The sequence below is a fragment of the Rhodococcus sp. IEGM 1307 genome, from assembly GCF_030056915.1.
Classification (GTDB): Bacteria; Actinomycetota; Actinomycetes; order Mycobacteriales; family Mycobacteriaceae; genus Rhodococcus_F; species Rhodococcus_F opacus_D.
This window is the reverse complement of sequence record NZ_JASHKW010000001.1, coordinates 780037-806066: the sequence shown is the minus strand read 5'-3', so window position 1 is coordinate 806066 and position 26030 is coordinate 780037. Positions and strand designations below refer to the sequence as shown.

Genomic DNA, 26030 nt, shown 5'->3' with positions numbered 1-26030 from the left:
TCAGGACACGCCCGACCGGGATCCTTCCATCGGCTCGGGCGCGGGCCCGGTGGTACGGCGCGCGACGAGCCGCGGGCGGAGGACGGTAGCCACCGACTCGGTCCTCCCCCGGTCCAGCCGCTGGATGACCGCATCCACCGCGGTGGCGGCCTGCTCCCGCGGTTGCTGATTGACCGACGTCAGATCGATGTGCGCCAGCTGGGCGAGCACGCTGTCGTCGTATCCGGAGACCGAGACGTCTTCGGGGATCCGCACACCCCGGCTGCGCAGTTCGCCGATCAGCCCGATGGCACTGCGGTCGTTGGCCGCGATCACCGCGGTGGGAAGTTGCGACCGCCCGAGCAGAGTGCCCGCGGCGACCGTTCCGGCGCTGTCGGTGAAATCGCCCTCGACGACGTCGATATCGAGTCCGTGACGACGCATGGCACGGGTGTATCCCGACCTCCGGTCGGCTGCAATCGTGCCCGTACCACCGCTGAGGTGCGTGATCCGGCGGTGTCCCAACTCCACGAGATGGTCGACGACCGTGCCGATCCCCTTGCCGTCCGCCGTCCGCACGACGTCGACGGCGCCGTCACCGACGCGGCGACCGACCACGACCACCGGTACCCGCTCCCCGAGCGTGTCGAGCACGTCGGTGCCGAGTTCGGTGCCGAGCAGGATCAAGGCTTCGCAGCGGAAATCGAGCAGCGTTTCGACGACTTTCGGTTCGGCGTGCGTGGGAGTCAGGGCGCCGAGCACCACCTCGTACCCGTGCTCGTCGGCGGCGGCGACGATGTACTCGACCATCTCGGCGTGGAAGCTGTTGCGAATATCCGCCATCACACCCACGAGGTGGGTTCGCCGGAGCGACATCAGTGCGGCCGTACGGTTCGGTCGGTACCCGAGCTCGTCCGCGACGTCGAGGACCCGCTTACGCGTCTCCGCACTCGGCCCGGGAACACGCCGAAACACCATGGAGACCAATGCCTTCGACACGCCCACCCGGTCGGCGATGTCCTGCATGGTGACGGCCTGCCGGGGCATCGGAACGGAGCCGCCACTCCGGGCGTCGTCGTCGCTTCGCATGTGCAGACCCTTTCGCTCGCCGAGCACGAGGCACACCCAGAGTATCCGACATAGACCGAAGTACTAGACCGGGCTACCTACCCGAACGCAGCTATCCGGCGGGCGAACGCGCGACGTTCGGTGTTCCAGGCGCCGGCGAGCACGAGCGCTCCCTGCACGAAGCGGCGGAACGGATCACAGAACACTGACCGGACCTGACATCCCGAACACCGGCGCCGATCTCAGCCAGTAGTTACTTCGACCGCTACTGGGAGTTCCTGCTCTACGGTCTCGGCGCGGTGGTGATCGCCGCGATCATCGCGTACCCGTTCGCGATGAACTTCGCTCACCGCGCGGCCACGCTCGTCGTCCGGTACGTCAGCCACGAGGCGATCATCGCCACGTTCACCGGCCTGGTCGTCGTCATCAGCGTCTGGGAGGGCGGCATCCTCGGCCTCGCCGTCACCCTCACCGTCGGACTCGTCGGAGGCCTGCTGTCGCGGGCGTTCAAGATCCACGCAGGCGTCCTGTTCATGGGGTACTACGTGGCAGTCCTCAGCGTCCCCGCCATCCTCGCCCTCTGACCGCGCCGACTACGCGGTGATCAGGTCGATGGCGACGGCCGCTCCCTGCGGATCGACGACCGCGTCGAGAATGGTCTTCTGCGTCTGGGTCAGGTGCTCGGTGCAGGCAGCGGCAGCCGCCGGCCCGTCGCCGGCGAGGATCGCACGGCACATCGACAGGTGCTCCGCCAGCGAGACGTCCAGACGAGCCGGGCGGGAGTGGGCGATGTTGCGAAGCCTCTCCGTGTGCGGCCGGAGTTCGGCAATCGATCGGGCCAGTTGCGCGTTCCGGGTGTGCGCGATCACGGCCTGGTCGTACGTTTCCGTGAGTTCGTAGAAACGATCTCGCCGGGACTCGGACGGGGCCTCCTCGGAGATCGCCCCGAGTGCGTCCGCTACCTCTTCGAACTGCTGCCGGGCCGCGGCGTCCCGGGCGACGGCCTCGGCGACCATGCGCGCGGCGGCCGCCTCGAGCAGGATGCGTAGCTCGAACAGGTCCCGAACGCTTTTGATCGAGATGGGAGCGACCCGTGCGCCCTGCCGGTCGATGAGCGAGACCAGCCCCTCCCCCTCGAGCCGAAGGAAGGCCTGGCGAACCGGGGTGCGAGACGCCGAGAACCGCGCGCCCACGTCGATGGCACTCAGCGACTGGCCCGGGGACAGGGACCCGTTCAGGACGTCCTGCCTGAGCTGCTCGTATACCCGCTCGCTCTTGCTCCCACCCGTCATGCATACATCCTAACGTTCGCAGTGGCATCCGTTAAGGTATACATTGATGCACACCATAGAGCAGGGACAGCATCCCGGAGTAGGCGTCCACCCGTGAACGACGTGCAATCCCCCGAACGATCCGTGCCGACGCGCACGGCCGCACTGCGTCGTCACGGACTCCGATGGTTCGCACTGATCGCACTCTCGATCGGCGGCTGGGCGGTCGGCGAGAGCGTCGGACTGACGGCGGCCGGACTCTTCTCGGCTCTGATCGTCGGGGCGACCCTGGCCGTCACCGGCTGGGGCCCGTCCCGCGTGCCCCGCCCGCTGGGGAAGCTTGCCCAGGGAGTGCTGGCGAGCGCGGTCGGGCTGATGGTGCACCGGGACACAATCGCCGCCCTGGGCTCGATGTGGGTGCCGGTGGTCTCGATCGCGGCCGCGACTCTCGCGCTCAGCGTGGCGGCCGGGGCCCTGCTCGCGCTGCACCGCGACGTGGACGCGGTGACCGGATCCCTCTCCATGACTGCGGGCGGCGCCACCGGACTCGTGGCGATGGCCCGCGAACTCGGCGGCGACGACCGGGTCGTCGCAGTGGTGCAGTACCTGAGGGTGGCGCTCGTCGTCGTGTCGATGCCGATGATCGTCACGTTCGGTTTCCGCGCCGATACCGGCACGGACACCGTGACAGGCACCGATGCCGGCGGGTCCGAATGGTATGTGGCCCTGCCATTCCTGGCACTGTTCATCGTGGGCGGCACCGCCGTGGCGTCACTCGTGCGACTACCCGCTCCCGCGACGCTGGGTCCGCTGGCCGTGAGCGCCGGGTTCGAACTCGGCGGCTGGAGCGACGCGGTCGCGGTCCCGCCGATGCTGATGACCGGCGCGTTGATTCTCATCGGCTGGCAGGCCGGGCTCGCGTTCGACCGGGCGAGCCTGCGGGCGATCGGACGAATCCTGCCGTATGCGGCGCTGCTCACGCTGCTGGTCGGGGCGGCCTGCGCCGGCTTGGGCGTCCTCCTCTCCCACCTCACCGGTGTGAGCCTCCTCGAGGCCTATCTCGCCACCACGCCCGGTGGCCTGGCGGCGGTGCTGGCCGTCTCGGCGTCCACCGCCTCCAACGTCACGTTCGTCGCGGCCGCGCAGGTGTTGCGCCTGGTCATCATGCTCGTCACCACCCCGATCATGGCGAAGGCGTTTGCCCACTTCAGTTCTCGGCGTCGACGAGCGTAGTTCGGGAATCCTCTCCGGACAGCACGGTCCGGCCTGCGTCCGGGCCGTCTCGACCGGAGAGGATTCCGGACACCCCGAGTGTCGTTGCAGTGTCTCCGGACTCGGGGTGCACCGGGAAGCGGGTTCCTCGAATGTCGGCGCATGGCATCTACCTCCGATTCTTGTCGGCAGCTACCGGGCTGCACGGTGGGTGGGTGTCGGATCGGTCAGCCGTAGACCCTCGAGATGAAGGCATCGAGGTTGTCGCGGACCCGCTCGATCCTCTCCTCGGGCTCGAGATCCTCGCGATACTGCCTGCCCAGCGCGGGCGACTTCTTCCGGCGCGCGTAGAGCGAGCACGCGAGATCGGCACACATGTAGGTGCCGATCGAGTTGCCCCGGCGTCCGGATTCACCCGACTTGCGGGCGGTCATCAGCGAGACGCCGCCATTGGCGTGCGTGGTCATACAGACCGTGCACATTTGCGCGCGGCGATAACCGCCCGTTTCGTAGCGCAGCGCGACGCCGACCAGACCGCCGTCCCGTGGCACGACCACATAGCAGCGGCCCGGAAACGACGGGTCACCCCAGCCGAGGAAGTCGAGATCGTCCCAGGGCCGATCGTCCAGGTCACGAGGGACGGGCAGACGCTTGGCGTCGCCTTTGGAGCAGTTGATGAACGACGACCTGATGTCGCGTTCGGTGACGGGTTCCATGACGAGATGAACTCCTTCTGTCGACGGGTTACAAAGCCACGTGACAATACGGACCGCAGTGAGGTCGAGCAACGGATTTTCGACGGTCCAGGTTTCGCGGGACGCGCTCCGCCCGGCGCAGGCAACGGGAACCATATTCAGAAAAACCCGGACGCAGTTGAGTAATTCTTTCAATAACAGGGGAAAGGTATGTTTCTGGCATCGAATGTGGAACACTGGTCTGATCGGAACCCAAGCCGAGAACGCTGTAACCACGGTGCGAATCGGTGGGTGCGGGGCCGGGGTGGGAGAACAGCATGGTGACGAATTCGGACGCCGCGCACACGTCGAGGCGCGAGGCCGGCACGGAGTCCGTACCGGGCCGCGACCGGGAGCGACCACCGACCGTTTCGCTGTGTATTCCTGCCTATCAGGCGGAGCGTCATCTGCAGACGACGCTCGACAGCGTTCTGGCGCAGACCTTCACCGACCTGGAAGTCGTGATCGTCGACAACCACAGTTCGGACGGCACCCGCGATATCCTGGAGAACGTCCACGACGACCGCGTCCGGATCATCCGGAACGCGGCGACGGTGCCGATGGTGGACAATTTCAACCTCGCGATACGCGAGAGCCGAGGACGGTTCGCCAAGCTGATCTGCGCCGACGACACGATCGAGCCCGATTGTGTCGCAACACAAGCCGCGGTGCTCGAGGCCGACGACGGCGTGGCGCTGGTGTCCGTGCGAACCGATTTCATCGACGACGAGGGCGTGCTGCTGCGGCCGGCCCGGGGGCTCGGGGGAATCGTCGGGCACAATTCTGGACAAACGGTAGTCCGGCGAATCGTCCGGAGCGGAAGCAACCCCGTCGGCCCCCCGGTGGCCGGGATGTTCCGCCGGGTCGATTTCGACCGGTGCGGCGGCTTCCGGGGCGAGCTTCTCTTTCCGATGGAGCTCGACCTCTGGTCGCGGCTCGTTCGAAAGGGTGACTTCGTCGGTGTGCCGCGCACGCTGGCATCCTTCCGGATCGGCAGCGATTCGAACACCGCATTGACCTCGGCACGTTCACAACTCGCCCAGCAGCTCGAGTTCACGAGTCGATTGATCCACGATCCCGAATGGCAGATCCCGCTGTCCGACCGAGTACTCGGCCGGATCAACTCGTATGACATGCAGATGCGGCGAAGTCTGCTGTTCGCTCTCAGCGCGCTCCGTGCATCGAGACGTCGGCGCGCGCTCGGATCGGAGAAGGGCCGCGAACGGCCGGGGTGAATCCTCTTGGACACGAACAGATCACCGCAACGAACAGCCTCCGGAGCACCGCATTCGTCCGGAGAGAACCCAGACTTCAGCAGGACGCGGGCACGCGAAAGCCCCTATGACGCAACGGACGTGAAGGCGATGGATGCACACGTGACCGAGATTCACCCCAACGACAATCCGAGGAAGACTACGCCCAGGCCGACCGTGTCGGTGGTGATGCCGGCACTGAACGAAGCGAAGAATCTGCCGTTCGTCGCGGCCCGGATGCCGGCCGACATCGACGAACTCGTGTTCGTCGACGGCAACTCCGTCGACGACACCGTTGCCGTCGCGAAACGATTGTGGCCCGAAGCGAAGGTCCTGACGCAGACCCGAAAGGGCAAAGGCAATGCGCTGGCCTGCGGTTTCCTGCATGCCACGTCCGACATTGTGGTGATGATCGACGCAGACGGGTCCACCGACCCCGCCGAGATTCCGGCGTTCGTCGACGCGCTGGTCCGCGGTGCGGACTTCGCGAAGGGCAGCCGGTTCATCGCAGGCGGTGGAAGCGCAGACATCACGTTCACCCGAAGACTGGGCAACCGGATGCTGAATTCCTTCGTCAACATGGAATTCGCTGTCTCGTTCACCGACCTCTGCTACGGCTACAACGCGTTCTGGCGCCGGCACGTCAGTGTGATGTCGCTGCCCGCGACCGACCGCCCCGACGCCCACTGGGGTGACGGCTTCGAGATCGAGACGCTGATCAACGTCCGGATGGCGACATCCGGTCTCGGTATCGTCGAGATACCGAGCTTCGAGCGGCGGCGGATCAGTGGCAAGAGCAACCTGAACGTGGTGCGGGACGGTTTGCGGGTACTGCGCACCGTTCGGATGGAACACCGCAACGGGACGAAGATGACGGCGAAGTCGGCCGAGCGGCCGACCTCACTCACCCGCCGGTCCGTCTACTCGTGGCGGTCCCGCGATCGCGGTGATTACGTTGCCCGATGAGGTCCCGGCCACCGGGCATTCGCTTCTGGACGCGACCGACGAATTCGATGCGGAATCCCTTTCGGTCGTCATCTGCGCCTACACCACTCGGCGTTGGTTCGACCTGTGCCGGTCGGTGCAGTCGGTGCTGTCCCAGGACGGTCCCGATCCCGAACTCATCCTGGTGATCGATCACTGCGACGAGCTGTATATCCGCGCGTGCAACCGATTCCGCACCGACACGCGGGTAACAGTCCTGGCGAACGCGGATACCCGGGGACTGTCCGGGGCACGCAACACCGGTGTCCGAGCCGCCCACGGCGACGTGATCGCGTTCGTCGACGACGATGCCCGCGCCGAGCCGGGGTGGGCACAGGCCCTCATGCATCACTACCGGAATCGCGGAATTGCCGGCGTGGGCGGGTACGCGGTCCCGAGTTGGTCCGGGGCGCGTCCCCCGTGGCTTCCGGAGGAGTTCGACTGGGTCGTCGGCTGCAGCTACGTCGGTCAGCCGACACGGGTCGCGCCCGTCCGCAACCCGATCGGCTGCAACATGTCGATGCGCCGCTCGGTTCTGTACGCCGTCGGCGGATTCAGATCCGAGGTGGGCCGCGTGGGCTCCGTTCCCGTGGGCGGTGAGGAGACCGAACTCTGTATCCGCATCCGGTCGAACCCGGATTCGAACCAGATCCTGTTCGATCCGGACATGCGGGTACAGCATCATGTGTCGGCGGACCGGGCCACTCTGCGGTATTTCGTGCGGAGATGCCATCACGAAGGACTGTCGAAGGCTGTCGTCGCGGAGCTGACCACCGCAGCGGACGCGCTGAGCAGCGAGCGCACCTACACCCTCCATGTCCTACCGCGAGCGGTGCTGCGTGAAGGCCTCTCGATGCGGCGGGACGGACTCGCGCGGGCAGCCGTCGTGATGTTGGGCCTGGCGGTCACGACCGCCGGATACGTTCAGGGCAGGGCCGCCATCCGGCTGCACACCAGGAGGACCTGATGGATCCCGCCGCACCCGCTCTCACTCTCCGCCCCGCCCTGGACAGTCCCGAGCGGCCGGACTGGGACGGTGCGGTGTGGATAGGTGAAGTGTGGGTCGACGCGATAGAGAACGCCGACCGGACCGGGCGGGCGGCGGGAATTCCGGTCCGCTGCCGGTTGGCGCGCGCGGAGGGCTACGGCCGGGCGCGACTGCTCGCGCGCGCCGACGGACGCCCGCTCGGGTTCGTCGAAATCGAGGTGTCGGAAGGTTCCGTGAACTTCGGCGAGCTCAGGCGCCGAGTCGCGGGACTGCGGGCCACCGAGTCGGACCGCCCTGTGCGGGCAGGTCCGGCTCGCGTGTCCGCGGGGAAGGCCGTGCCGGTGACGGTAGTCGTATGCACTCGCGACCGGGTGTCGATGCTGCGAGCGGCCCTCCGATCCGTACTCGCGGTGGACTATCCGACGTTCGACGTACTCGTCGTGGACAACGCCCCCGGAACCGATGCCACCCGGCAGTACGTACTCGGTCTCGCGGATCCGAGGGTGCGCCTGATCTGTGAGCCCCTCCCGGGGCTCTCACGGGCACGGAACACCGGACTGTCGGTGGCCACCGGCGACATCGTCGCGTACACCGACGACGACGTGGTCGTCGACCCGCACTGGCTCTCCGCGCTGGTCGACGGTTTCAGCCGGGGCCCGAGGGTCTCGTGCGTGTCCGGGATGGTGCCCGCCGGTGAGATCCGGACGCCGGCGCAGGCCTACTTCGATCGACGGGTCGGCTGGTCGGACTCCACCGACGCCCGCATCTTCGACTGGTCGGAGCCACCCGACGACGTGCCCTTGTTTCCCTTCACCGTTCGCTGTTACGGCACGGGCGCCAACTTCGCGGTCGAGCGCGACGTGGTTCGCCGCCTCGGCGGTTTCGACGAGGCGCTCGGCGCGGGTGCCCCGACGGGCGGGGGCGAGGACATCGACATGTTCTTCCGGATTCTGCGCTCGGGCCGCCAACTCGTTCACGACCCGGCGGCGATCGTGTGGCATCGGCACCGCGCCGACAGCGAAGGCCTTCTCGTCCAGTCCCGCGGCTACGGACTGGGACTCGGCGCGTGGCTCGCGAAGATCGCGAGCGATCCGGCAATGGCCACGCTCGCGGCGACGACGGCGGCTCGACGCGGCGGCGCGCTCGTCCGCCACCTCCGCGCCTCGTCGAAAGAGACGGCGCCACCGGCGGACCTCGCGGGACTCCTGCCGGCAGGCATCGGCTCCACCACCGCCAGGTCGATCATGAAGGGCCCCTGGGCCTACCGGTCGGCGCGTCGAGAAGGCCGGTCAGCTGCGCCGATGCGGGAACGGACCGCGCAGCGGCCGACTGCGGTCACCCACCCGAGGGTCGAGCCGTGACTCCCGGCATTCCACATATCGAGGCGCGCCGTGTCGACGCAGAGCACCCGGCCGAGCGGAACCTGCGCCTCAACACCAACTCCCTGATTCTCGCCAACGTCCTGGCGGGAGTTCTCGGGCTCGCCTTCTGGGCCGCGGCCGCCCGGCTGTTCCCCGCCCACGAAGTGGGGGTGGCCTCGGCGCTGATCACGTCCGCCGTGATGCTGTCGACATTGTCGTTACTCAGCATCGACACGATGTACGAGCGGTTCCTGCCGTTGGCGGGCACCCACACCGGAGCAATTCTCAAGCACGGTTTTCTCGTGGTGTCCGCCACGTCCCTGCTGTCGGGGACGGCGCTCGTGGCGTTCGGCCCCCGCGACCCACTGTTCCAATCCGGCTGGGCGATGGTTTGTTTCCCCGTCTTCGTGATGATTCTCGGGGTGTTCACGCTGCAGGACAAGGCCACCGCCGGACTCGGGGTGGCGAGGTGGTCGGCCGCGAAGAACGCCTTCCATGCGGCGGCCAAGCTCGTCGTCCTGCTCGCACTGGCAGGCACCGACGTGGCGGTGTCCATCGTGTCCGCGTGGGGCGCGACCGCAGCGGCGGCGGCACTGTGCATTCTGGTTGCGCTGCACCGACGATCCCGCTCCCACCCCCGGTTCCTGGCGGCACCGAACCTGCCGCCCCGCCGTGAACTGTGGTCGTACTTCGGTTCGTCCTTCGGCATCACGGCGCTCTGGGCGATCGGACCTCTCGTGGTGCCGCTGATCGTGGTCACGCAGGTCGGCGCCGAGGCGAATGCGTACTTCGCGATCGCGTGGGCGATGATCAGCGCGCTGTACCTGATGGTGCACCTGGTGGTCAGCCCGTACGTGGCGGAAGTCGCCGCCCACCCGGGCAGGGTCGCGTCGCTGTCCCGCCGATTGGTGCGCACCCTCGCGGTGGTGGCGTGTGCCGGCGGGGTGGGACTGGTGGTCGTCGGCCCCCTCCTCCTCGGTGTCGTCGGCGCCGAGTACCGCACCCACAGCACCGGATTGCTCTACCTCGCCGGCGTGTTCATTCCCCTGTCCGTGGTGGGCGCCGTCTACGAGGGACTTGCGCGGGTGCACCGCAGGCTGACGTTGGCACTGGTCGTCCGCGGCCTCTCCACGTTGGTCATCGTCGCCGGCTCCGTCATCGGCACCCGGGCGATCGGTGTCGTCGGCGTCGGCTGGGCCTACCTTGCCGCCGAGGCGGTGTCGGCGCTGATTCTGATCGGTCCGGTGATTCTCTGGCTTCGGCGGGCCTCACAAGAGCGCGGGTACGACGAGATTCCCGCAGACGATCCGGGAGGTGAGCGAGTTGAGTAGACGATCGTGGGTTCGAGCGGCCCGTGCGTCGCTGATCGGCGTGAGTGCCGTTCTGATCGCACAGGCGGCAGCTCCGCCCACCGACCTTGCAGTGCAGTCGGTCTCGTCGTACCAGAAGCAGCGGGCTCTCATGTTCGACGACTTCAACGGCCCCGCCTGGGCGCCGCCGAATCCGCAGTGGTGGTCGTACGACACGGGCGGCGGCGGCTGGGGCAACGGCGAGTCCCAGACCTACACGTCCGCACCCTCGAACGTCCGATTGGACGGTGCGGGGCACCTGGTGATCGAGGCCCGCAACGACGGCGGGGAATACACGTCCGCACGCGTGACGACACAGGGACGGACGTCCCTCCTCTACGGCCGCGCCGAGGCGCGTGCCAAGCTCCCCCGCGGATCGGGAATGCACCCGGCCTTCTGGCTGCTCGGCACGGACCTCGGAGTCGTCGGCTGGCCGGACAGCGGCGAGATCGACGTGGTCGAGACGATCGGCGGTGCCGGCCAGCTGTACAGCAGTGTGATCGGGCCGAGGACCTCCGGCGGCGACTGGCAAGCCGGACCGACCACCGATGTGGCGAACACCTTCGTGGACGATTTCCACACCTACTGGGTGGAGAAGGCCCCCGGCCGGGTGACGTTCGGGGTCGACGGCCAGATCACCGGCGCCGTCACCGCGGCCGGTCTCCCACCGGACGAACGGTGGGTGTTCGACAAGCCGTTCTTCCTCCTGCTCAACGTGGCCGTCGGCGGGGAATGGCCCGGGCCTCCCGACAGCAGCACGCCGTTCCCGGCCGCGATGGTCGTCGACTGGGTACGTGTCACCGATGACTAGGTCCGCGCCTCAGCTCGACACGCCCCGGCGCGCGGCAGTCGCGACCACTACGGACGCGGCGGCGCCCGATCCGTACGACACCCTCGCCTTGATATCGGCGGCGGTCGGTGCGCTCGCGCTGGCTCCGCTGTCGCCGGAACTGCGCGCGATCCTGCTCGCGACGTTCGTCCTCACGGGGCCAGGACTTGCCGTGGTGACGTGGATGCGGCTCCAGGCGCCCGCCGTCGCCGCCGCGATACCCCTGACCGGTCTGTCGATGATGACAGGTTTCACCGCGGTACTCGGGTGGGCGAATCGCTGGGTTCCCGTCCCGTTCCTGCTGGCCCTCGTCGCCGGCGTCGCCCTCTCCGCTCTGCTCCACGCGCGACACGTGGGAGGACTCGCCACTCTCGTCCCGACCATTCCCCGGGCAACGGCACCTCGCGGAAACGCACCCCTGCTCTGGACCACGGCGATGCTGGGAGCCTGGCTGGCCGTTCTGCCGGGGTTGATCGACGTGCCCTACTCCGAGTTCGGCCTGCTGGCCGTCGGCACCGGGCCGGGACTCGTCCTCGTCGTCGGATCGATGGTCGGGGCGTTCGTCTGGGCGCTGCGGAGGAACCACCTCGTCACCGCCGCGGCGATCATCGGCGCCGTGATCGTCGTGCAACGTGTGACCGTCAGCCTGATCACCGAGGTGCCGATCTACACCTGGACGTACAAACACATCGGCGTCGTGGATTACCTCCAGCAGCATCAGACGCTTCCGCCGCGCGGTATCGACGTGTACGGCGAATGGCCCGCCTTCTTCACGGCATTCGCGTGGTTCGGCGAGATCACGTCCGTCGATTCACTATTGGTTGCACAATGGTTCGCCCCGGTGATCCATGCCCTGCTGGCGTTGCTCGTCGGCGCCCTGGCGATGTTGCTGGGGCTGGAGCTCCGGCACGCGCTCGCGGCGGCAATGATCACCGAACTGGTGAACTGGGTGGGGCAGGACTACTTCGCCCCGCAGGCGTTCGCACTGCTCATGGCGGTCGGCATCCTCGCGCTGCTCATCGCCTCCCGGACCTGTCATCATGCGGGTTACATCGCGCTCCTTGCGTTTGCCGCCCTCATCCCGACGCATCAACTGACGCCGTACTGGCTGCTCGGGGTGATCGTGGCACTGGTCGTGACTCGGCAGATCCGACCGTGGTGGCTCCCCATCCCGTATCTGGCAATGCTCGTCGGCTACCTCGTGCCACGCATGTACGTCGTGCTCCCGCACGGGTTGTTCTCGGGCGTCAATCCCGTTGCCAACGGATCCAGCAACGTCGAGTACGCGGGTTCCCTCGGCAAGCTCGTCACGTCCACAGTGTGCCGAGGACTGTCCGCCGCGGTGATCGTGCTCGCCGTCGTCGGAATAATCGTGTGGTGGCGTCAGGGCCGGCCGTTCCTCGCACCGGTGATCTTCGCGTTCAGTTCGTTCTCCCTGCTCTTTCTGCAGAACTACGGCGGCGAGGCCATCTTCCGGGTGTACCTGTATGCACTGCCCGGGTGCGCGATCCTGATCGCTCCCCTGTTCCTCGCGGTGATCACCCGCACGGGTCGTCATGTCGTGCTCCACCGGGCGACCGCGGCGGTCGCCGCTGTGGGCCTGTGCGGCGCGGCCGTCGCGGGGCTGCAAGGCTATTACGGTCTGTGGTCGCTGGTCGTGGAGTATCGGTCGCAGGTCACCCTTTTCGACGACCTGACCGCAGATATTCACGGCCCCGCCATGATCACCAGCCTGGATTCGGCGGGATTCCCCAGTCGCGCCACCGCCGACTACGCCGATCTGGCCAAGCACGATCAGGACTTCGACACGCCGATCGTCGATCGCTGGCCGGAGTTCCCGAAGGACTTTCCCGATGCCCGCCAGTTCGAGGACATCACATTGGTGGCGGAATCGAGCAGTGCAGAAACCTATTTCGTGTTCACGACGCAGGCACTCGACGCCATCGACTACTACCGGTACTTCACCCCGGAGGCAGTAGCGGAATTCGAGAGTCAGTTCCGGCACAGTCCGCAGTGGTCGATCCGACTGCAGGACGACCACACGATCGTCTACCAATTCGACCGCACCGGTTCGGGCACCGTCAGCACCGGCGGCTGAGAAGCCAGAAACGAGGTCCAGGAACAAAGAGTGCATTAATAACAGGGCATAGGTTTGTTTTAGTCCACAAATGTGGAAGACTGGTCTGATCGGAACCCGAGCTGGCAACGTCCCTTCGAGGCGAGTCGGCCGGTAGGGGCCGGGGCGGGAGATCAACACGATGGCGAAATCGGATGCCGCGCTCACCGCGAAGCGCGAGACCCTGACGTTGGCGGGCCAGTCCGCGCCAGAGCACACCAGGCGGCGGACGGCGATGCCGGCGAGCAAAATTCGACGCGGCCTCCGACAGTAACCGAGTATCGACACGATGTGAGGACAGACCCATGGCATTCGTTATTTCCACCGAGTCCGACGTCACGGACGAGGCCCGACGTGAGCGAATCTTCTCGGGCGAGGTGTTCTGCTTCCCGCCCCGCGACTCCATCCGCGCTTTCAGTGAATTCGCCTGGGAGTTGATCGAAGCCGCCTTCGGCGCGCACAATCCGCTGACCGCGCACGACGACCTTCCAGTCGAGGAATACGTGCGCATCCTCGGGCCGCTGAAGACGGGCTTCACCCACCATCCCCATTCCAAGGAACTCCTGCGCAACGTACTCGTCGACCTCGGAGCGGACATCACCCGGACCTACTTCGACGTGCCCAAACTGCGCGCCGTCCCCCCGGCCTCCTATCTCACGGCAGGCCTCGGATACAACTACACACCGCACCGCGACACCTGGTACTCCTCACCGCAATGCCAGAACAACTGGTGGGCACCGATTCTCGGCGTGACGGACAAGAGCTGCATGGCGTTCCACCCCGAATTCTGGCAGCGACCCACCGACAATTCGAGCGCCGAGTTCGACGCCTACGAATGGAATCGCTCCTCCCGTCGCGACGCCGCGCTCTACATCAAGGAGGACCCGCGGCCGCACCCCCGGCTCAGCGGACAGGGTCCCGGCAGCGAAGTCCGGATCGTCGGTGAGGTCGGATCGATCCTGTCGTTCTCGGGCGCACAACTGCACGCAACGGTGCCGAACACGACCGGTCAGGCCCGATTCAGTTTCGATTTCCGCACGATCAGTCTCGACGATCTGATCGCGAAAGCGGGCCCCCCGAACGTCGATTCCCATTCGACCGGAACTTCCGTCCGCGACTACCTGCGCGCCGACACCTACGACCGGGTACCCGACGAGATCGTTGCGTTGTACGACCGGGGCGGCAGCACCGACGGCGTCCTCGTGTTCGACCCGTCCGTACTCGAAGTCACGTAGAACGATCATCGAGGAGCCGGTGGAATGACCGACAGCACATCATCACCCATGAGAATTCTGGTCACCGGACACCTGGGTTACCTGGGCGCCGAGATGACTCCGCTGCTCGTCCTCCTCGGACACGAGGTCGTCGGCCTCGACACCGGCTACTTCGACGGTTGCGACTTCCTCGCGCCTCCCGATCCGGTGCCGACGCTGGATCTCGACGTCCGGGACGTCACCCCGGCGGACCTCGAAGGATTCGATGCCGTCGTCCACCTCGCCGCCCTGTCGAACGATCCACTGTCCGACATCGATCCGCACCTGACGTACGACATCAACCTCGCCGCATCCGTCCGGCTCGCGAAGGCGGCCAAGGCGGCGGGCGTCGGCCGGTTCGTGTTCTCGTCCTCGTGCAGCCTGTACGGCGCGGGCAGTGATCTCGAATTGGACGAGGGGGCGGCGTTCAACCCCGTGACACCGTACGGGGAATCGAAGGTGCGAGTCGAGCAGGAATTGTCCCGGCTCGCGGACGACGACTTCTCGCCGGTGTACCTGCGGAACGCCACGGCGTACGGCTTCTCACGGCGACTGCGTGCGGACGTCGTCGTCAACAACCTACTCGGGCACGCGGTGACCACGGGCAAGGTACTGCTGCAGAGCGACGGCACGCCGTGGCGGCCTCTCGTCCATGTCCTCGACATCGCGCACGCATTCGCACAGGTGCTCGCAGCGCCGAGACAGTTCGTCCACGATCAGGCTTTCAACGTCGGACGGGTCGGCGAGAACTATCAGGTGCTCGACATCGCGCGACTCGTCGCCGATGTCGTGCCCGATTGCGTCGTCGGACATTCCGAGGGTGCCACGGCCGACATCCGCGACTACCGCGTCGACTTCTCCAAGATCGAGAGGGAGCTGCCGGGTTACCGGCCCCAGTGGACCCTGCGCCAGGGAATCGAGGAGTTGTTGGTGGCGTATTCCGACGGCGGCATGACCGCGGAGCATTTCGAAGGACCACGGTTCTTCCGGCTGAGGACCATCCAGCAGCACCTCGACCGAGGCCGACTCGACTGCGATCTGCGCTGGGTGGCAACATGATCGAGCCGAAGACGGTCCCGGATGTCGAGGAGCGAGCGGCCCTGCGCGAGCGGGACCGTATTCCCGTTGCCGGGCCGTGGGTGACCGACCTCGAGGTCCGGTACGTCGCCGAGGCCGCGGCGAACGACTGGTACACCCACGCCGGCGAATCGGTCGGCCTCTTCGAGACCGAGTTCGCCGACTACCTCGGCACCGACTTCGCAGCGGCCGTGCCGCACTGCACCTCCGCGTTGCATCTCGCGATGCTCGCCCTCGGCCTGGGACCGGGCGATGAGGTGATCGTGCCGGAATCGACGTGGGTGGCGACGGCAGCCCCCGTCACCTATGTCGGCGCGACCCCCGTCTTCGCCGATATCGACGCCGACACCTGGTGCCTGTCACCCGAATCGCTCGCGAGGTGCGTCAGCTCCCGGACCGCGGCCATCGTCACCGTCGACCTGTACGGCGGCATACCGGACATGGCGGACGTCCGGTCCGTCGCGGCCGGCATTCCGATCATCGAGGACGCAGCCCAGGCCATCGGCGGCAAGCTGGACGGGCGACTCGCCGGCACGCTGGGCGACATCGGAACCTTCAGCTTCCACGGCACGAAAACGTTGACGACCGGTGAGGGTGGAATGGTCGTAACGAATCGGAGCGACCTCGCGGAACGGATCCAGCGGTTACGGGACCACGGTCGCACACCGGCGGACCACCGGTTCTTCACCACCGAGGAGCTGGGTTTCAAATACCGGATGAGCAGTTTGCAGGCCGCGTTCGGCCGGGCCCAGCTGGCCCGCATCGACGAACTCCTGGACAAGAAGCAGCAGATCTTCGCGTGGTACGAGGAGCGTCTCGCGGACGTTCCCGGCCTGGATCTGAATCACCGGCGGGACGGGCTCACCAACACGTTCTGGATGGTCACCGCCGTTCTCCACCCGGACTACCGGCTGCGTGCCCGCCGGATGATGGAGCTGTTCGATCTGCATTCGGTGGACACCCGCCCCTTCCTGCCGCCCCTGAGTTCACTGCCCGCGTTCGCGGGATACCACACCGCGGTGACAGCGGCGCGTCGAAACAAGACCGCCTACGACATCGCGTCGCGCTCGATCAATCTGCCTTCGGCGCTCATGCTGACCGAAGCGCAGGTCGACCGGGTGTGCGACGTACTACACACCATTCTTCGACCACGTAAGGAACTGTCATGAAGGCCGTCATTCTCGCCGGTGGACGCGGCACTCGAATCAGCGAGGAGTCGCAGAGTCGGCCCAAGCCCATGGTCGAGATCGGTGGGCGACCGATCCTCTGGCACATCATGAAGATCTACGGCGAAGCCGGCGTCACCGAATTCATCATCCTGCTCGGTTACAAGGGCTACATGATCAAGGAGTACTTCGCCAACTACTTCCTGCACATGTCCGACGTGACGATCGATCTGGCCACCGACACGACCAAGACGCTCTCGTCCAAGACCGAGCCGTGGACCGTCACACTGCTCGACACGGGCGCCTCCACCATGACCGGTGGACGCCTGCTGCGGGCCAAAGAGCACATCGGCGACGACGTCTTCTCGTTCACGTACGGCGACGGCGTCACCGACGTGGACATTCGCCGGGTCGCCGAGTTCCATCGGGAGTCCGGTTCGATCGCGACGGTCACCGCGGTGCAACCGCCCGGCCGCTACGGCGCACTCCTGATGGAGGAAGACCGGGTGCAGTTCGAGGAGAAGCCCCGCGGCAGCAGCGGCTGGGTCAACGGCGGATTCTTCGTGGCCCACCCGTCCGTCCTCGACTACATCGACGGCGACGACACCGTCTTCGAAGGTGCCCCGCTGGAGCGCCTTTCATCCGACGGTGAACTCTCCGCGTACCAGCACCCCGGTTTCTGGCGCGGTATGGACACGTTGTGGGACAAGATCTACCTCAACGAACTCTGGGACAACGACAAGGCCCCCTGGAAGATCTGGAACGACGGACTGGGCTGCGAGGGGGACGATCATGAGTACTCCCTGTAGGCATTGCGGTACTCCTCTGGAGCAGTCGTTCTGCGACCTCGGGATGTCGCCACTCGCCAACTCGTACCTCGCCGCCGATCAACTGGATCGACGAGAAGTGTTCTACCCGTTGCATGCGTACGTGTGCTCGAAGTGCCTTCTCGTCCAACTCGCCGAGTTCGAATCGGCCGAGTTCATCTTCACCGACTACCTCTACTTCTCGTCGTATTCGCAGAGCTGGCTCGATCATGCCCATGCGTATGTCCGGGACACGACGGCACGGTTCCACCTCGACAGTTCGAAGCAGGTCGTCGAGATCGCCAGCAACGACGGGTATCTGCTCCAGTACTTCGTGGAGTCCGGTATCCCGTCACTCGGCATCGAGCCGGCCGAGAACGTGGCCGAGGTCGCCATACGACGCGGGATCGACACCCGGATAGGGTTTTTCGGAACCTCGATGGCGAGCAAACTCGTCGGGGAGGACATTCAGGCAGACCTCCTGATCGGCAACAACGTCCTGGCGCACGTTCCCGACCTGAACGACTTCGTCGCCGGAATGGCGACCGTGCTCGCGGCGGACGGCGTGATCACCATGGAATTCCCTCACTTACTCCAGCTGATCGAACACAACCAGTTCGACACGATCTACCATGAGCACTTCTCCTACTTCTCGCTGCTGACCGTCACACGCGTGTTCGCGGCCCACGGCCTGCGGCTGTTCGACGTCGAACAACTCCCCACCCACGGCGGTTCCCTGCGGATCTACGCCTGTCACGCCGAGTATCCCCGTCACATCACGTCCCGGCGACTGCGGGAGCTGGGCGAACTCGAACAGGCCGCCGGCCTCCACCTTCCGGAGGGCTACACCGCGTTCCCGGAGCGAGTGAAGCGCACCAAACGAGCGTTGCTCGAATTCCTTGTCGATGCACGCAACCGCGGACTGTCGACGGCCGCCTACGGCGCGCCGGCCAAGGGCAACACCCTGCTCAACTACTGCGGGATCCGAGACGACCTGCTCGACTACACCGTCGACCGGAGCCCCCACAAGCAGGGCAGGTTCCTGCCGGGAACCCACCTTCCCATCCACGCGCCCGACCACATCCGCGACACCCGCCCCGACTACCTGCTGATCCTCCCGTGGAACCTGCGGGACGAGGTGATTCGGGACATGTCGTACATCCGCGACTGGGGTGGCAGATTCGTCGTCCCCGTCCCCGAGCTGGCCGTGCTCGACTGAGCCCAGATCCCTCACTGCGGGAAACGAATTCGTCATCCCGGACCGGACCGCGCGACACCTGCGTGTATCGTGCTGTTTCCGGCTTCGAGGGGAAACGGCAATGGCGGCAGGTACACGGGTCGGCTCGCAGTTCGGGCAATACCATCTCAGGGCGCTGCTCGGCCGAGGCGGAATGGGGGAGGTGTACGAGGCGTACGACACCACCAAGGATCGCACCGTCGCCCTCAAGATCCTCGACGTCGACCTCGCGAAAGACCCCACCTATCAGCAGCGGTTTCGTCGCGAATCGCATGCCGCGGCCCGGTTGCAGGAGCCGCACGTCATTCCGATTCACGACTGGGGCGAAATCGACGGCGTGCTCTACATCGACATGCGCCTGGTCGTGGGACAGGACCTGCGTTCGCTGCTCCGCACACGGGGCCCGATGGGTCCCGCACACGCGGTCGCGATCGTCGACCAGATCGCGGCGGCACTCGACGCCGCGCACACCGACGGTCTCATCCACCGCGACGTCAAGCCGGAGAACATTCTCGTCACGGCGGGTGAGTTCGCGTACCTCGTCGACTTCGGTATCGCACACTCGAGTTCCGACCTCCGCCTCACCACCCTCGGCAGCGCTGTCGGCTCCTACGCGTACATGGCGCCCGAGCGGTTCGACAATGCGCCGGTCGATGCGCGCGCGGACGTCTACTCGCTGGCGTGTGTCCTCTACGAATGCCTCACCGGGTCCATCCCGTTCCCGTCCACCAGCATCAGCAGCGCGATCCGCGCCCACCTCACGACGCCGGTGCCCAGCCCCAGCTCGATTCGACCCGACGTGCCCGCCACGTTCGACGAGGTGATCGCCCGAGGTCTGGCCAAGGACCCCCGTGATCGGTACCCGACGGCCGGCGGCTTCGCGGCTGCCGCCCGGTCCGCGTTGACCGCTCGCGAGCGGAAGACCGAAACCGACATCGTGACCCGCCCGGAACCCTCGCCGGGCATGCGGTCCGAACCGACGCGCGTCGACGACCGCGGCCGGCCCCCCGTCTACCCGCCGACCGCGTTCCACAGCGGGCCACCCGCGCCGCCCCCGGCGGCGCTGTACTACCCCGCGACTCCCTACGCCGCCCCGCCGCCGGCTCGACGGTCGGTGGCCGTGCCGGTGATCGTCACCGTGCTGGTGATCGCGCTGCTGGCACTCGGCGGGGTGGTCGGATGGCTCGTGCTGGATCGGAACACTCCGGACGCGTCCACTGACGCCGCCGCCACCAGCAGTCGGGTCCGCATCCCGGCCACGGAGGACGTACCCGTCACGTCGGCGGCGTCGACGACGGTCCCGCCTGCCGTGACGACACCCAGAACGACGACGGCTCCCCCGCCGCCGATCGCCGGCGAGGTGTCGGGCGCCGACGGGCAGGGTTTCCTGCCCCCGTCCGATGCACGGTGCAACTACACCAACCCGGCGGTGTTCGTCGGTCGCACCACGAAGTCTCTCGTCGTGGTCTGCGAGACCGGAGTGGGGCGCTATTACTACCAGGGCGTGCGCATCAGCGACGGCGCCGCCATCTCCGTCGACGACCCGATCTCGAGCGGTTCCGGCTTCGTGGCCACCGGCGACGGCGGCACCCAATACCGGCACACCCCGTCCGCCCTGACCATCGTCGGCGGCGACGGACGGATCCTCGCGACCGAACCGATGGTCGAGTCCGCACACCGCTGAACCGCCGTCTACGACGACAACGGGACGAGCGGTCGGAATCGGTGAGAGTATAGGGCTGTGAGCGCACAGGCAGAGCATGAGGAGAGACGTCGCCCGACCCCGGAAACTCCCTTGGGCTACCTCGAGCAGCTACCCGCCCTCGTCCTGCTCGAACGCCTTCCGGTTCCCGTCCTGGCGGTCGAGAGCGACGGCACCGTCGTCCATGCGAACAGTGCTTTCGAGGAGATGCTGGGTCATCCCGTCGCGTCACTGCGCGGACACCCGGTGTCCGAACTCCTCGACCTGGACGACGCACCGACGGGTACCGGCGCGGTCGAGCACCTCCGCGAGTCCGCCACCACACTCGTCGACCTCGCACATCAGGACGGATCCCGAGTACGCGCACTCGTCAGCCGGCCCATCCTCCGCCGGCAGGACGATCCGGTGACCCTCGTCTGCTTCCACGACGTCACCGAACAACTGTGGAACGGCGGCCGGGCGCCCGGCTTCTGACCCCGCCCCACAGACGCACGGACATTTGCCAGCTTCACACGCAATTTGCCTGGGATTCCGGCGAAACCGTCTGCAAACAGCGCGGGAGGGATCGAGTGCGGGTTAGGTTGACTGCATGGCGACCGGCAAGAGCAAGGCTCCCGCTGTCGAACTGGAGGTCGGCGACCGGACCGTGCGGATCTCGCACCCGGAACGCGTCTACTTCCCCGCCACCGGTGCCACGAAGCTCGACCTCGCGAATTACTACCTGAGCGTCGGCGACGGGATCGTCCGCGCCCTGCGCGAACGTCCCTGCATGATGCACCGCTTTCCGGACGGCCTGAGCGGCGAGAAGGTGCACCAGAAACGGTTGCCGCACGGTGCACCGGACTGGGTCCAGACGGTGCGGGTGACGTTTCCGCGGTACAACCGTCACGCCGACGAACTGTGCGTGACGCACCCGGCGGACGTGATCTGGGCGGTGCAGATGTCCACGGTCGAGTTCCATCCGTGGAATTCACGCCGCGCGGACGTCGAACGCCCCGACGAGTGGCGGATCGATCTCGATCCGATGCCCGAGTGCGGTTTCGATACGGTGCGGCGCGTGGCCGGGGTGGTGCACGAGGTGCTCGACGAACTGGGTGCGACGGGCTGGCCGAAGACGTCCGGCGGAAGCGGCATGCACGTCTACGTCCGGATCCGGCCCGACTGGAGTTTCGGCGATGTCCGGCGGGCCGCGCTGGCCTTCGCCCGCGAGGTGGAGCGCCGGGCCCCGCAGGACGTCACCACCACCTGGTGGCGGAAGGACCGCGATCCGCGCAAGCTGTTCGTCGACTACAACCAGAACGCCCGCGATCACACCATCGCCAGCGCGTACTCGGTGCGGGGTGTGCCCGACGCGACCGTGTCCACACCGGTGACGTGGGACGAGATCGACGACGTGGACCCCCACGAGTTCACGATCGCCACCGTCCCCGACCGCTTCGCGAAACTCGGTGACCTGCATGCCGGAATCGACGACGCCGTGTTCTCGCTCGAACCGCTGCTCGAGTGGGCCGACCGCGACGAGGCCGAAGGCGAATCGGATCCCGGTGGCGCGGAGGACTGATCGCGGACAACTGACCGAGGGCGTCCCCACAACGCGACACGCGCCCCGACCGTGCGGCCGAGGCGCGTGTCTGGCATGCCGAACTCTTCCCTACCGTGGCGGCGGGGGCGGGGGCGGTGGCGGCGGAGGCGGTGGTGGGTTGGGATTGCAGAGTTGGCAGCCGTCGACCGGCGGCTTGGGAACCGGTGCGTGACAATCGTTCTGACATGGTCTGGCGCCGGCGATTTCGGCCTTCCCCACCAGTGAGATCGAGAGGGCTGCGAGGGCCGCCCCGATGGCAGCCACGATTCTGGCGGAAGTTCTGGAAGTCGACATGTGGGTTCCTCCTGTGAGCTGAAGAACGGTGTGCACCGTCCATAGAGCTTCGGCGAAACACATGACGGCGGCCAGGCACCCTGGGTGTGGAAATCGCGCCACCCGCTATCCCATCCGGCTGATCACGTCCAGCACGTCGCGGAGCGCCGACACGGAATGCGCGGGGAGGAAAGCATCGCAGAGGGGCAGCGCGGCCGCCATCGATCCGGCGAGCGGCCGGAAGTCGGGATCACCGGCGCGGGGGTTGAGCCACACCAGTCGATGGGCGCGGCGCCGGACCCGGGTGAGGGCCTGCGCCAGGCGCGTCGGGTCGTCGCTGTCCCAGCCGTCGGACGCGATGACCACGACTGCGCCGCGCAGCGCGTTGCCGTGCGGGGACGCGAGCAGTTCGCTCACGCTGCCCGCGATGTGGGTGCCACCGAATCTGTCGACCACCTTGTCGTTCGCCTTACGGACCGCGGTCTCGGCGCTGCGGTGGGCGAGCACGGGCGTGAGCCTCGTCAGCGACGTGGAGAACGCGAACACCTCCGGCCTGCCCGCGGTCTGTCGTTGCACCGCCGCCCGCATCAGATGGAGATAGATCGCGGCGTACGGCTGCATCGACCGGCTCACGTCGCACAGCATCACGATGCGCCGCGGACGGCTCCGCGGACGGCTCCGCGCGAGGACCACCGGCTCCCAGCCCGTGGCCCTCGACCGGTTCATGGTGGCGCGCAGGTCGATACGCCGGCCGCGGCGATGCACTTCGCGACGTCGGGTGCGGCGGGACGGCCACGCGGCGGTGGCCTGCTCCAGCCAGGACCCGAGGAGCCGGAGGTCGCCGGCGTCGAATCGGGCGAAGGGTTCGTCGGCGCGGGCCACGAGCCTGCTGGGCAGGGTGTCCGGCACGGCGGTGAGCGCGTCGTGAATGTCGTCCTCGCCGCTGTCGTCGCCGCCGGTCATCATTGGTCGTGTCATCCACGGCACGCCCTCGACGTCCTGCGCCTCACCGGGCCGGTCGCGGCCGTCTCGGACACCGGCGAGGGCGGTCTCTCGTCCCGCAGCGCCGCGTCGCGCGTGCGGATCCACGGACAGCACGGCGTCCTCGAAGACCGCGGAGAACACCGCGTCGAACGACGCGAGGTCGTCGACGCGGTTGACCAGCGTCAGACGTGCCGACCAGTACAGCCGCGACCGCGAAGCCGGCGGCGACAGATGAAGTGCCTGCACGAACACCGCGGGGCCACTCGCCGAGACGACGACACCACGTGAGCGCAACCGGGCGACGAGTGCCACCGCGAACGCCGCGAGATCGACGCCCCGCAGGACGCCCGACGCGCTCATCGCCTGCGGCGGCCCACCACGAGGACGACCACGATCCCGGCGAGGATGGCAGCGAAGATCGGGGCGTACCGTTTCCACGCACCCGCACCGGACAGCGCCAGCAGGTCCAGCGGCGCCGGTTCGGCGGCAGGCCGGGCCACGGAAAGGTTCGTGGTGCCGGCCGCCTCGGGCGCGGCCGTGGGCTGGTCGGCGGGTCCCCCGGCGAGCTTCGCTTCCAGCGACTCCGCGAACTGCCCCATGAGTTTCTCCGACACCTGCTGGATCATTCCGCTGCCGAACTGCGCGAGTTTGCCGACGATCTTCATGTCGGTGTCCACGGTGACGCGTGTGCGGTCGCCGACCTCGTGCAACTGGGCGATGATCGTCGCGGACGCGTTGCCGGACCCGCGCGAGTCCCTCCCGCGGGCATCGATCACGGCGCGATGCTCCTTCGGGTCACGCTCGACGAAGGCGGCCTTGCCTTTGAACTCGCTGGTCACCGGGCCGACCTTGACCTTCACCTTCCCCAGGTAATCGTCACCCTCCCGCCCTGTCATCTGAGCTCCGGGGAGCAGGGGAGCAACCTCCTCGAGGTCGCTGAGCACCTCCCAGGCCTGCTCGATCGGGGCGCTGACGGTGAACTCGTTGGCGATCTTCATGGCAGTTGCCTCTCATCCGGTGGCCAGGCCGTGCGCGTAGTCGGTGAATGCGTCCTGAACTATTGTGCGGTCGTCCGGGGTCTTCGCGAGGGCACTCAGGCTCTGGATCGCGTCGTCGCGCACCAGATCGGCAACTCCCAGCGCCGCGAGTGCGGACACCCAGTCGATCGTCTCGGCGATTCCGGGCGGCTTGTCGAGATCGAGTTCGCGGGCCCGGCCGACGAAGCGGGTGGCGTGCTCGATGAGGGGCGACGCCGCCACGGGCACCGTGCGGCGCACGATGGCGGCCGCCCGCGCCGGCTCCGGATAGTCGATCCAGTGGTAGAGGCATCGTCTGCGCAGCGCGTCGTGGAGGTCGCGGCTCCGGTTGGACGTCAGCACGACGACGGGGTGCTGTTCGGCCGTGAACGTTCCCAGTTCCGGCACGGTGACCGATGCCTCCCCCAGGAATTCGAGGAGGAGTGCCTCGAACTCGTCGTCGGCTCGGTCTATTTCGTCGATCAGCAGTACGGGCGGGGTCGGTCCTCGGTATCTCACGCAATGGAGGATCGGACGTTCCAGCAGGAACTCCTCGGCGAACAGGTCGTCCTCGGTGAGGCCGTCGCCCCGCGATTCGGCCAGCCGGATGGTGAGCAACTGCCGCTGGTAGTTCCAGTCGTAGAGGGCTTCGTTCGCGGTGAGGCCCTCGTAGCACTGCAATCGGATCAGCGGGGCGCCGAGGACGGTCGCGAGAGCCTTCGCCGCGGTGGTCTTGCCGACTCCGGGTTCGCCTTCGAGCAGGAGCGGGCGGCGCAGGGCCGCCGCGAGATACAGAGCCGACGCGGTTCCGAAGTCCAGGAGGTAGTCCTCGGCATCGAAGCGCCGGACCACGTCCGCCACGTCCTCGAATGCCGCCGTCATACCGCTCCCGTCTCCTGCGCGAACGATGCCCGGCAACCCGGCCCGCAGAACCAGAAGTCGTCACCGCCGCGCCGTAGGTGGGCGGTGTCCCGCCCCACGACGACGCGCATCCCGCACACGGGATCGATCACCTCCGTCGCCGCCGCTCGCGGAGTCGAATCATCTTCGGGCGCGTGAAGTCCCGCGGTTCGCAGTTCCTGCACCAACTCGGCCGCGATCGACACCGCGATCTCCGCCGACGTCCGCGCCCCGATGTCGAGACCGACGGGGGTGTGTACCCGCGACCGTTCGGACTCGGTGAGACCCAGGGTGTCGAGGATGGCCCCACCGCGTAGTCGGCTGGCGACGAGTCCGACATACCCGACCCCGGCGTCGAGCGCCGCACGGATGACCTCCGCTTCGGGTCCGCCGTGACCGGCGAGCACCACCGCCGTGGTGCCGGAGAACTGCTCGACACCGGCGTCGTCGTGCTCGACGGTGAATCCCAGCAGTTCCGCTATGCCCCCCAACGCCTGCGCGATCGGCGTGGTGCCGAAGATCCGCACCAACGGCGGTGGCAGCTGCGGCTCCAGGAAGATCTCCATGGCACCGCCGGACAGGCACAGATTCACCACGACGGACGCGCCCTGAGTCTCGGGGAACTGCACCGCCCCGTCGGGAAGGACCCGCAACAGCACGCTCTCGTTGGTTGCCAGCGCGCCCAGGGCGGCCAAACGCACCGAATTCTGCGCGCACTGACCACCGACGAACCCCTCGATCGTCCCGTCCTGCAGGAGGATCGCCTCGTCGCCCGTGTGGCTGGACGTGGGCGGCTGCGCCCGCACCACGGTCGCATGGACGAACGGCCTGCGGTCGCGCGCCAGTTGCGCCGCACGCTCTTTCAGATCCATCGGGCCTCCTCGCAGCCG

Annotated in this window: 24 protein-coding genes; 17 read left to right on the top strand and 7 right to left on the bottom strand. The window is 67.3% G+C overall.

The window, feature by feature from the left end; translation table 11 throughout:
* Entirely contained in the window at positions 1–1068 is a 1068-nt protein-coding gene (locus QM841_RS03490) for a LacI family DNA-binding transcriptional regulator (RefSeq protein WP_280780680.1), read from the bottom strand.
* Positions 1069–1346: 278 nt separating this feature from the next.
* On the opposite strand from QM841_RS03490, the gene QM841_RS03485 reads away from it, so the two are divergent.
* Positions 1347–1631, top strand: coding sequence for a hypothetical protein (locus QM841_RS03485; RefSeq protein WP_280780679.1), 285 nt, complete (start codon positions 1347–1349; stop codon positions 1629–1631).
* Positions 1632–1640: 9 nt separating this feature from the next.
* Here QM841_RS03485 and QM841_RS03480 read toward each other — a convergent pair whose 3' ends face one another.
* Positions 1641–2339, bottom strand: coding sequence for a GntR family transcriptional regulator (locus QM841_RS03480; RefSeq protein WP_283330925.1), 699 nt, complete (start codon positions 2337–2339; stop codon positions 1641–1643).
* A 93-nt stretch (positions 2340–2432) separates the two neighbouring features.
* On the opposite strand from QM841_RS03480, the gene QM841_RS03475 reads away from it, so the two are divergent.
* Positions 2433–3551, top strand: a complete 1119-nt coding sequence (locus tag QM841_RS03475) for an AbrB family transcriptional regulator (RefSeq protein WP_280780677.1) — start codon at positions 2433–2435, stop codon at positions 3549–3551.
* 206 nt (positions 3552–3757) lie between these two features.
* Here the strand turns inward: QM841_RS03475 and QM841_RS03470 are convergent, their stop codons facing one another.
* Positions 3758–4246, bottom strand: a complete 489-nt coding sequence (locus QM841_RS03470; protein WP_280780676.1) for an FBP domain-containing protein — start codon at positions 4244–4246, stop codon at positions 3758–3760.
* Between the two features lie 296 nt (positions 4247–4542).
* Here QM841_RS03470 and QM841_RS03465 point away from each other — a divergent pair, with 296 nt between their 5' ends.
* From QM841_RS03465 to ligD, 15 genes are all read left to right on the top strand, one after another.
* The gene (locus QM841_RS03465; RefSeq protein ID WP_283330924.1) at positions 4543–5499 is read left to right on the top strand and encodes a glycosyltransferase family 2 protein; all 957 of its coding nucleotides are present in this window, start codon (positions 4543–4545) and stop codon (positions 5497–5499) included.
* A gap of 129 nt (positions 5500–5628) precedes the next feature.
* Positions 5629–6483 carry a glycosyltransferase family 2 protein gene (locus tag QM841_RS03460; RefSeq protein ID WP_418341464.1) on the top strand — a complete coding sequence of 285 codons (855 nt, stop codon included), beginning with the start codon at positions 5629–5631 and terminating at the stop codon, positions 6481–6483.
* Positions 6473–7468: a glycosyltransferase family 2 protein gene (locus QM841_RS03455; RefSeq protein WP_283330922.1), complete on the top strand. Its 996-nt coding sequence runs from the start codon at positions 6473–6475 to the stop codon at positions 7466–7468. The genes QM841_RS03460 and QM841_RS03455 overlap by 11 nt, the downstream gene beginning before the upstream one ends.
* A complete protein-coding gene (locus QM841_RS03450; RefSeq protein WP_283330921.1) occupies positions 7468–8850 on the top strand; it encodes a glycosyltransferase family 2 protein in 1383 nt (460 codons plus the stop codon). The genes QM841_RS03455 and QM841_RS03450 overlap by 1 nt, the downstream gene beginning before the upstream one ends.
* Complete coding sequence (locus tag QM841_RS03445; RefSeq protein WP_283330920.1) at positions 8847–10181, top strand: lipopolysaccharide biosynthesis protein; 1335 nt, start codon at positions 8847–8849, stop codon at positions 10179–10181. The genes QM841_RS03450 and QM841_RS03445 overlap by 4 nt, the downstream gene beginning before the upstream one ends.
* A complete protein-coding gene (locus tag QM841_RS03440) occupies positions 10165–11010 on the top strand; it encodes a glycoside hydrolase family 16 protein (protein WP_491932232.1) in 846 nt (281 codons plus the stop codon). The genes QM841_RS03445 and QM841_RS03440 overlap by 17 nt, the downstream gene beginning before the upstream one ends.
* Complete coding sequence (locus tag QM841_RS03435; RefSeq protein WP_283330918.1) at positions 11003–13126, top strand: hypothetical protein; 2124 nt, start codon at positions 11003–11005, stop codon at positions 13124–13126. Before QM841_RS03440 ends, QM841_RS03435 begins: the two co-directional genes overlap by 8 nt.
* 323 nt (positions 13127–13449) lie before the next feature.
* A complete protein-coding gene (locus QM841_RS03430) occupies positions 13450–14379 on the top strand; it encodes a hypothetical protein (RefSeq protein WP_283330917.1) in 930 nt (309 codons plus the stop codon).
* Positions 14380–14403: 24 nt separating this feature from the next.
* The gene (locus tag QM841_RS03425; RefSeq protein ID WP_349307382.1) at positions 14404–15456 is read left to right on the top strand and encodes an NAD-dependent epimerase/dehydratase family protein; all 1053 of its coding nucleotides are present in this window, start codon (positions 14404–14406) and stop codon (positions 15454–15456) included.
* Positions 15453–16643, top strand: a complete 1191-nt coding sequence (locus QM841_RS03420; RefSeq protein ID WP_283330916.1) for a DegT/DnrJ/EryC1/StrS family aminotransferase — start codon at positions 15453–15455, stop codon at positions 16641–16643. The genes QM841_RS03425 and QM841_RS03420 overlap by 4 nt, the downstream gene beginning before the upstream one ends.
* Positions 16640–17449, top strand: a complete 810-nt coding sequence (gene rfbF, locus QM841_RS03415) for a glucose-1-phosphate cytidylyltransferase (RefSeq protein ID WP_283330915.1) — start codon at positions 16640–16642, stop codon at positions 17447–17449. The genes QM841_RS03420 and rfbF overlap by 4 nt, the downstream gene beginning before the upstream one ends.
* Positions 17433–18665, top strand: coding sequence for a class I SAM-dependent methyltransferase (locus tag QM841_RS03410; RefSeq protein ID WP_283330914.1), 1233 nt, complete (start codon positions 17433–17435; stop codon positions 18663–18665). Before rfbF ends, QM841_RS03410 begins: the two co-directional genes overlap by 17 nt.
* A gap of 100 nt (positions 18666–18765) precedes the next feature.
* Entirely contained in the window at positions 18766–20367 is a 1602-nt protein-coding gene (locus tag QM841_RS03405) for a serine/threonine-protein kinase (protein ID WP_283330913.1), read from the top strand.
* Between the two features lie 57 nt (positions 20368–20424).
* Positions 20425–20859, top strand: a complete 435-nt coding sequence (locus tag QM841_RS03400; protein WP_283330912.1) for a PAS domain-containing protein — start codon at positions 20425–20427, stop codon at positions 20857–20859.
* 115 nt (positions 20860–20974) lie between these two features.
* The gene (ligD, locus tag QM841_RS03395; protein WP_105417328.1) at positions 20975–21946 is read left to right on the top strand and encodes a non-homologous end-joining DNA ligase; all 972 of its coding nucleotides are present in this window, start codon (positions 20975–20977) and stop codon (positions 21944–21946) included.
* 420 nt (positions 21947–22366) lie between these two features.
* Here the strand turns inward: ligD and QM841_RS03390 are convergent, their stop codons facing one another.
* Genes QM841_RS03390 through QM841_RS03375 form a run of 4 tightly spaced genes read right to left on the bottom strand, consistent with a single transcriptional unit; the run spans position 22367 to position 26012 of the window.
* Positions 22367–23584, bottom strand: a complete 1218-nt coding sequence (locus QM841_RS03390; RefSeq protein WP_283330911.1) for a vWA domain-containing protein — start codon at positions 23582–23584, stop codon at positions 22367–22369.
* Entirely contained in the window at positions 23581–24222 is a 642-nt protein-coding gene (locus QM841_RS03385; RefSeq protein WP_280780671.1) for an SRPBCC family protein, read from the bottom strand. Before QM841_RS03385 ends, QM841_RS03390 begins: the two co-directional genes overlap by 4 nt.
* Before the next feature lie 12 nt (positions 24223–24234).
* A complete protein-coding gene (locus QM841_RS03380) occupies positions 24235–25122 on the bottom strand; it encodes an AAA family ATPase (protein ID WP_283330910.1) in 888 nt (295 codons plus the stop codon).
* On the bottom strand, positions 25119–26012 hold the full coding sequence (locus tag QM841_RS03375; protein ID WP_283330909.1) for an XdhC family protein: 894 nt from the start codon (positions 26010–26012) through the stop codon (positions 25119–25121). The genes QM841_RS03380 and QM841_RS03375 overlap by 4 nt, the downstream gene beginning before the upstream one ends.
* Positions 26013–26030 lie beyond the last annotated feature (18 nt).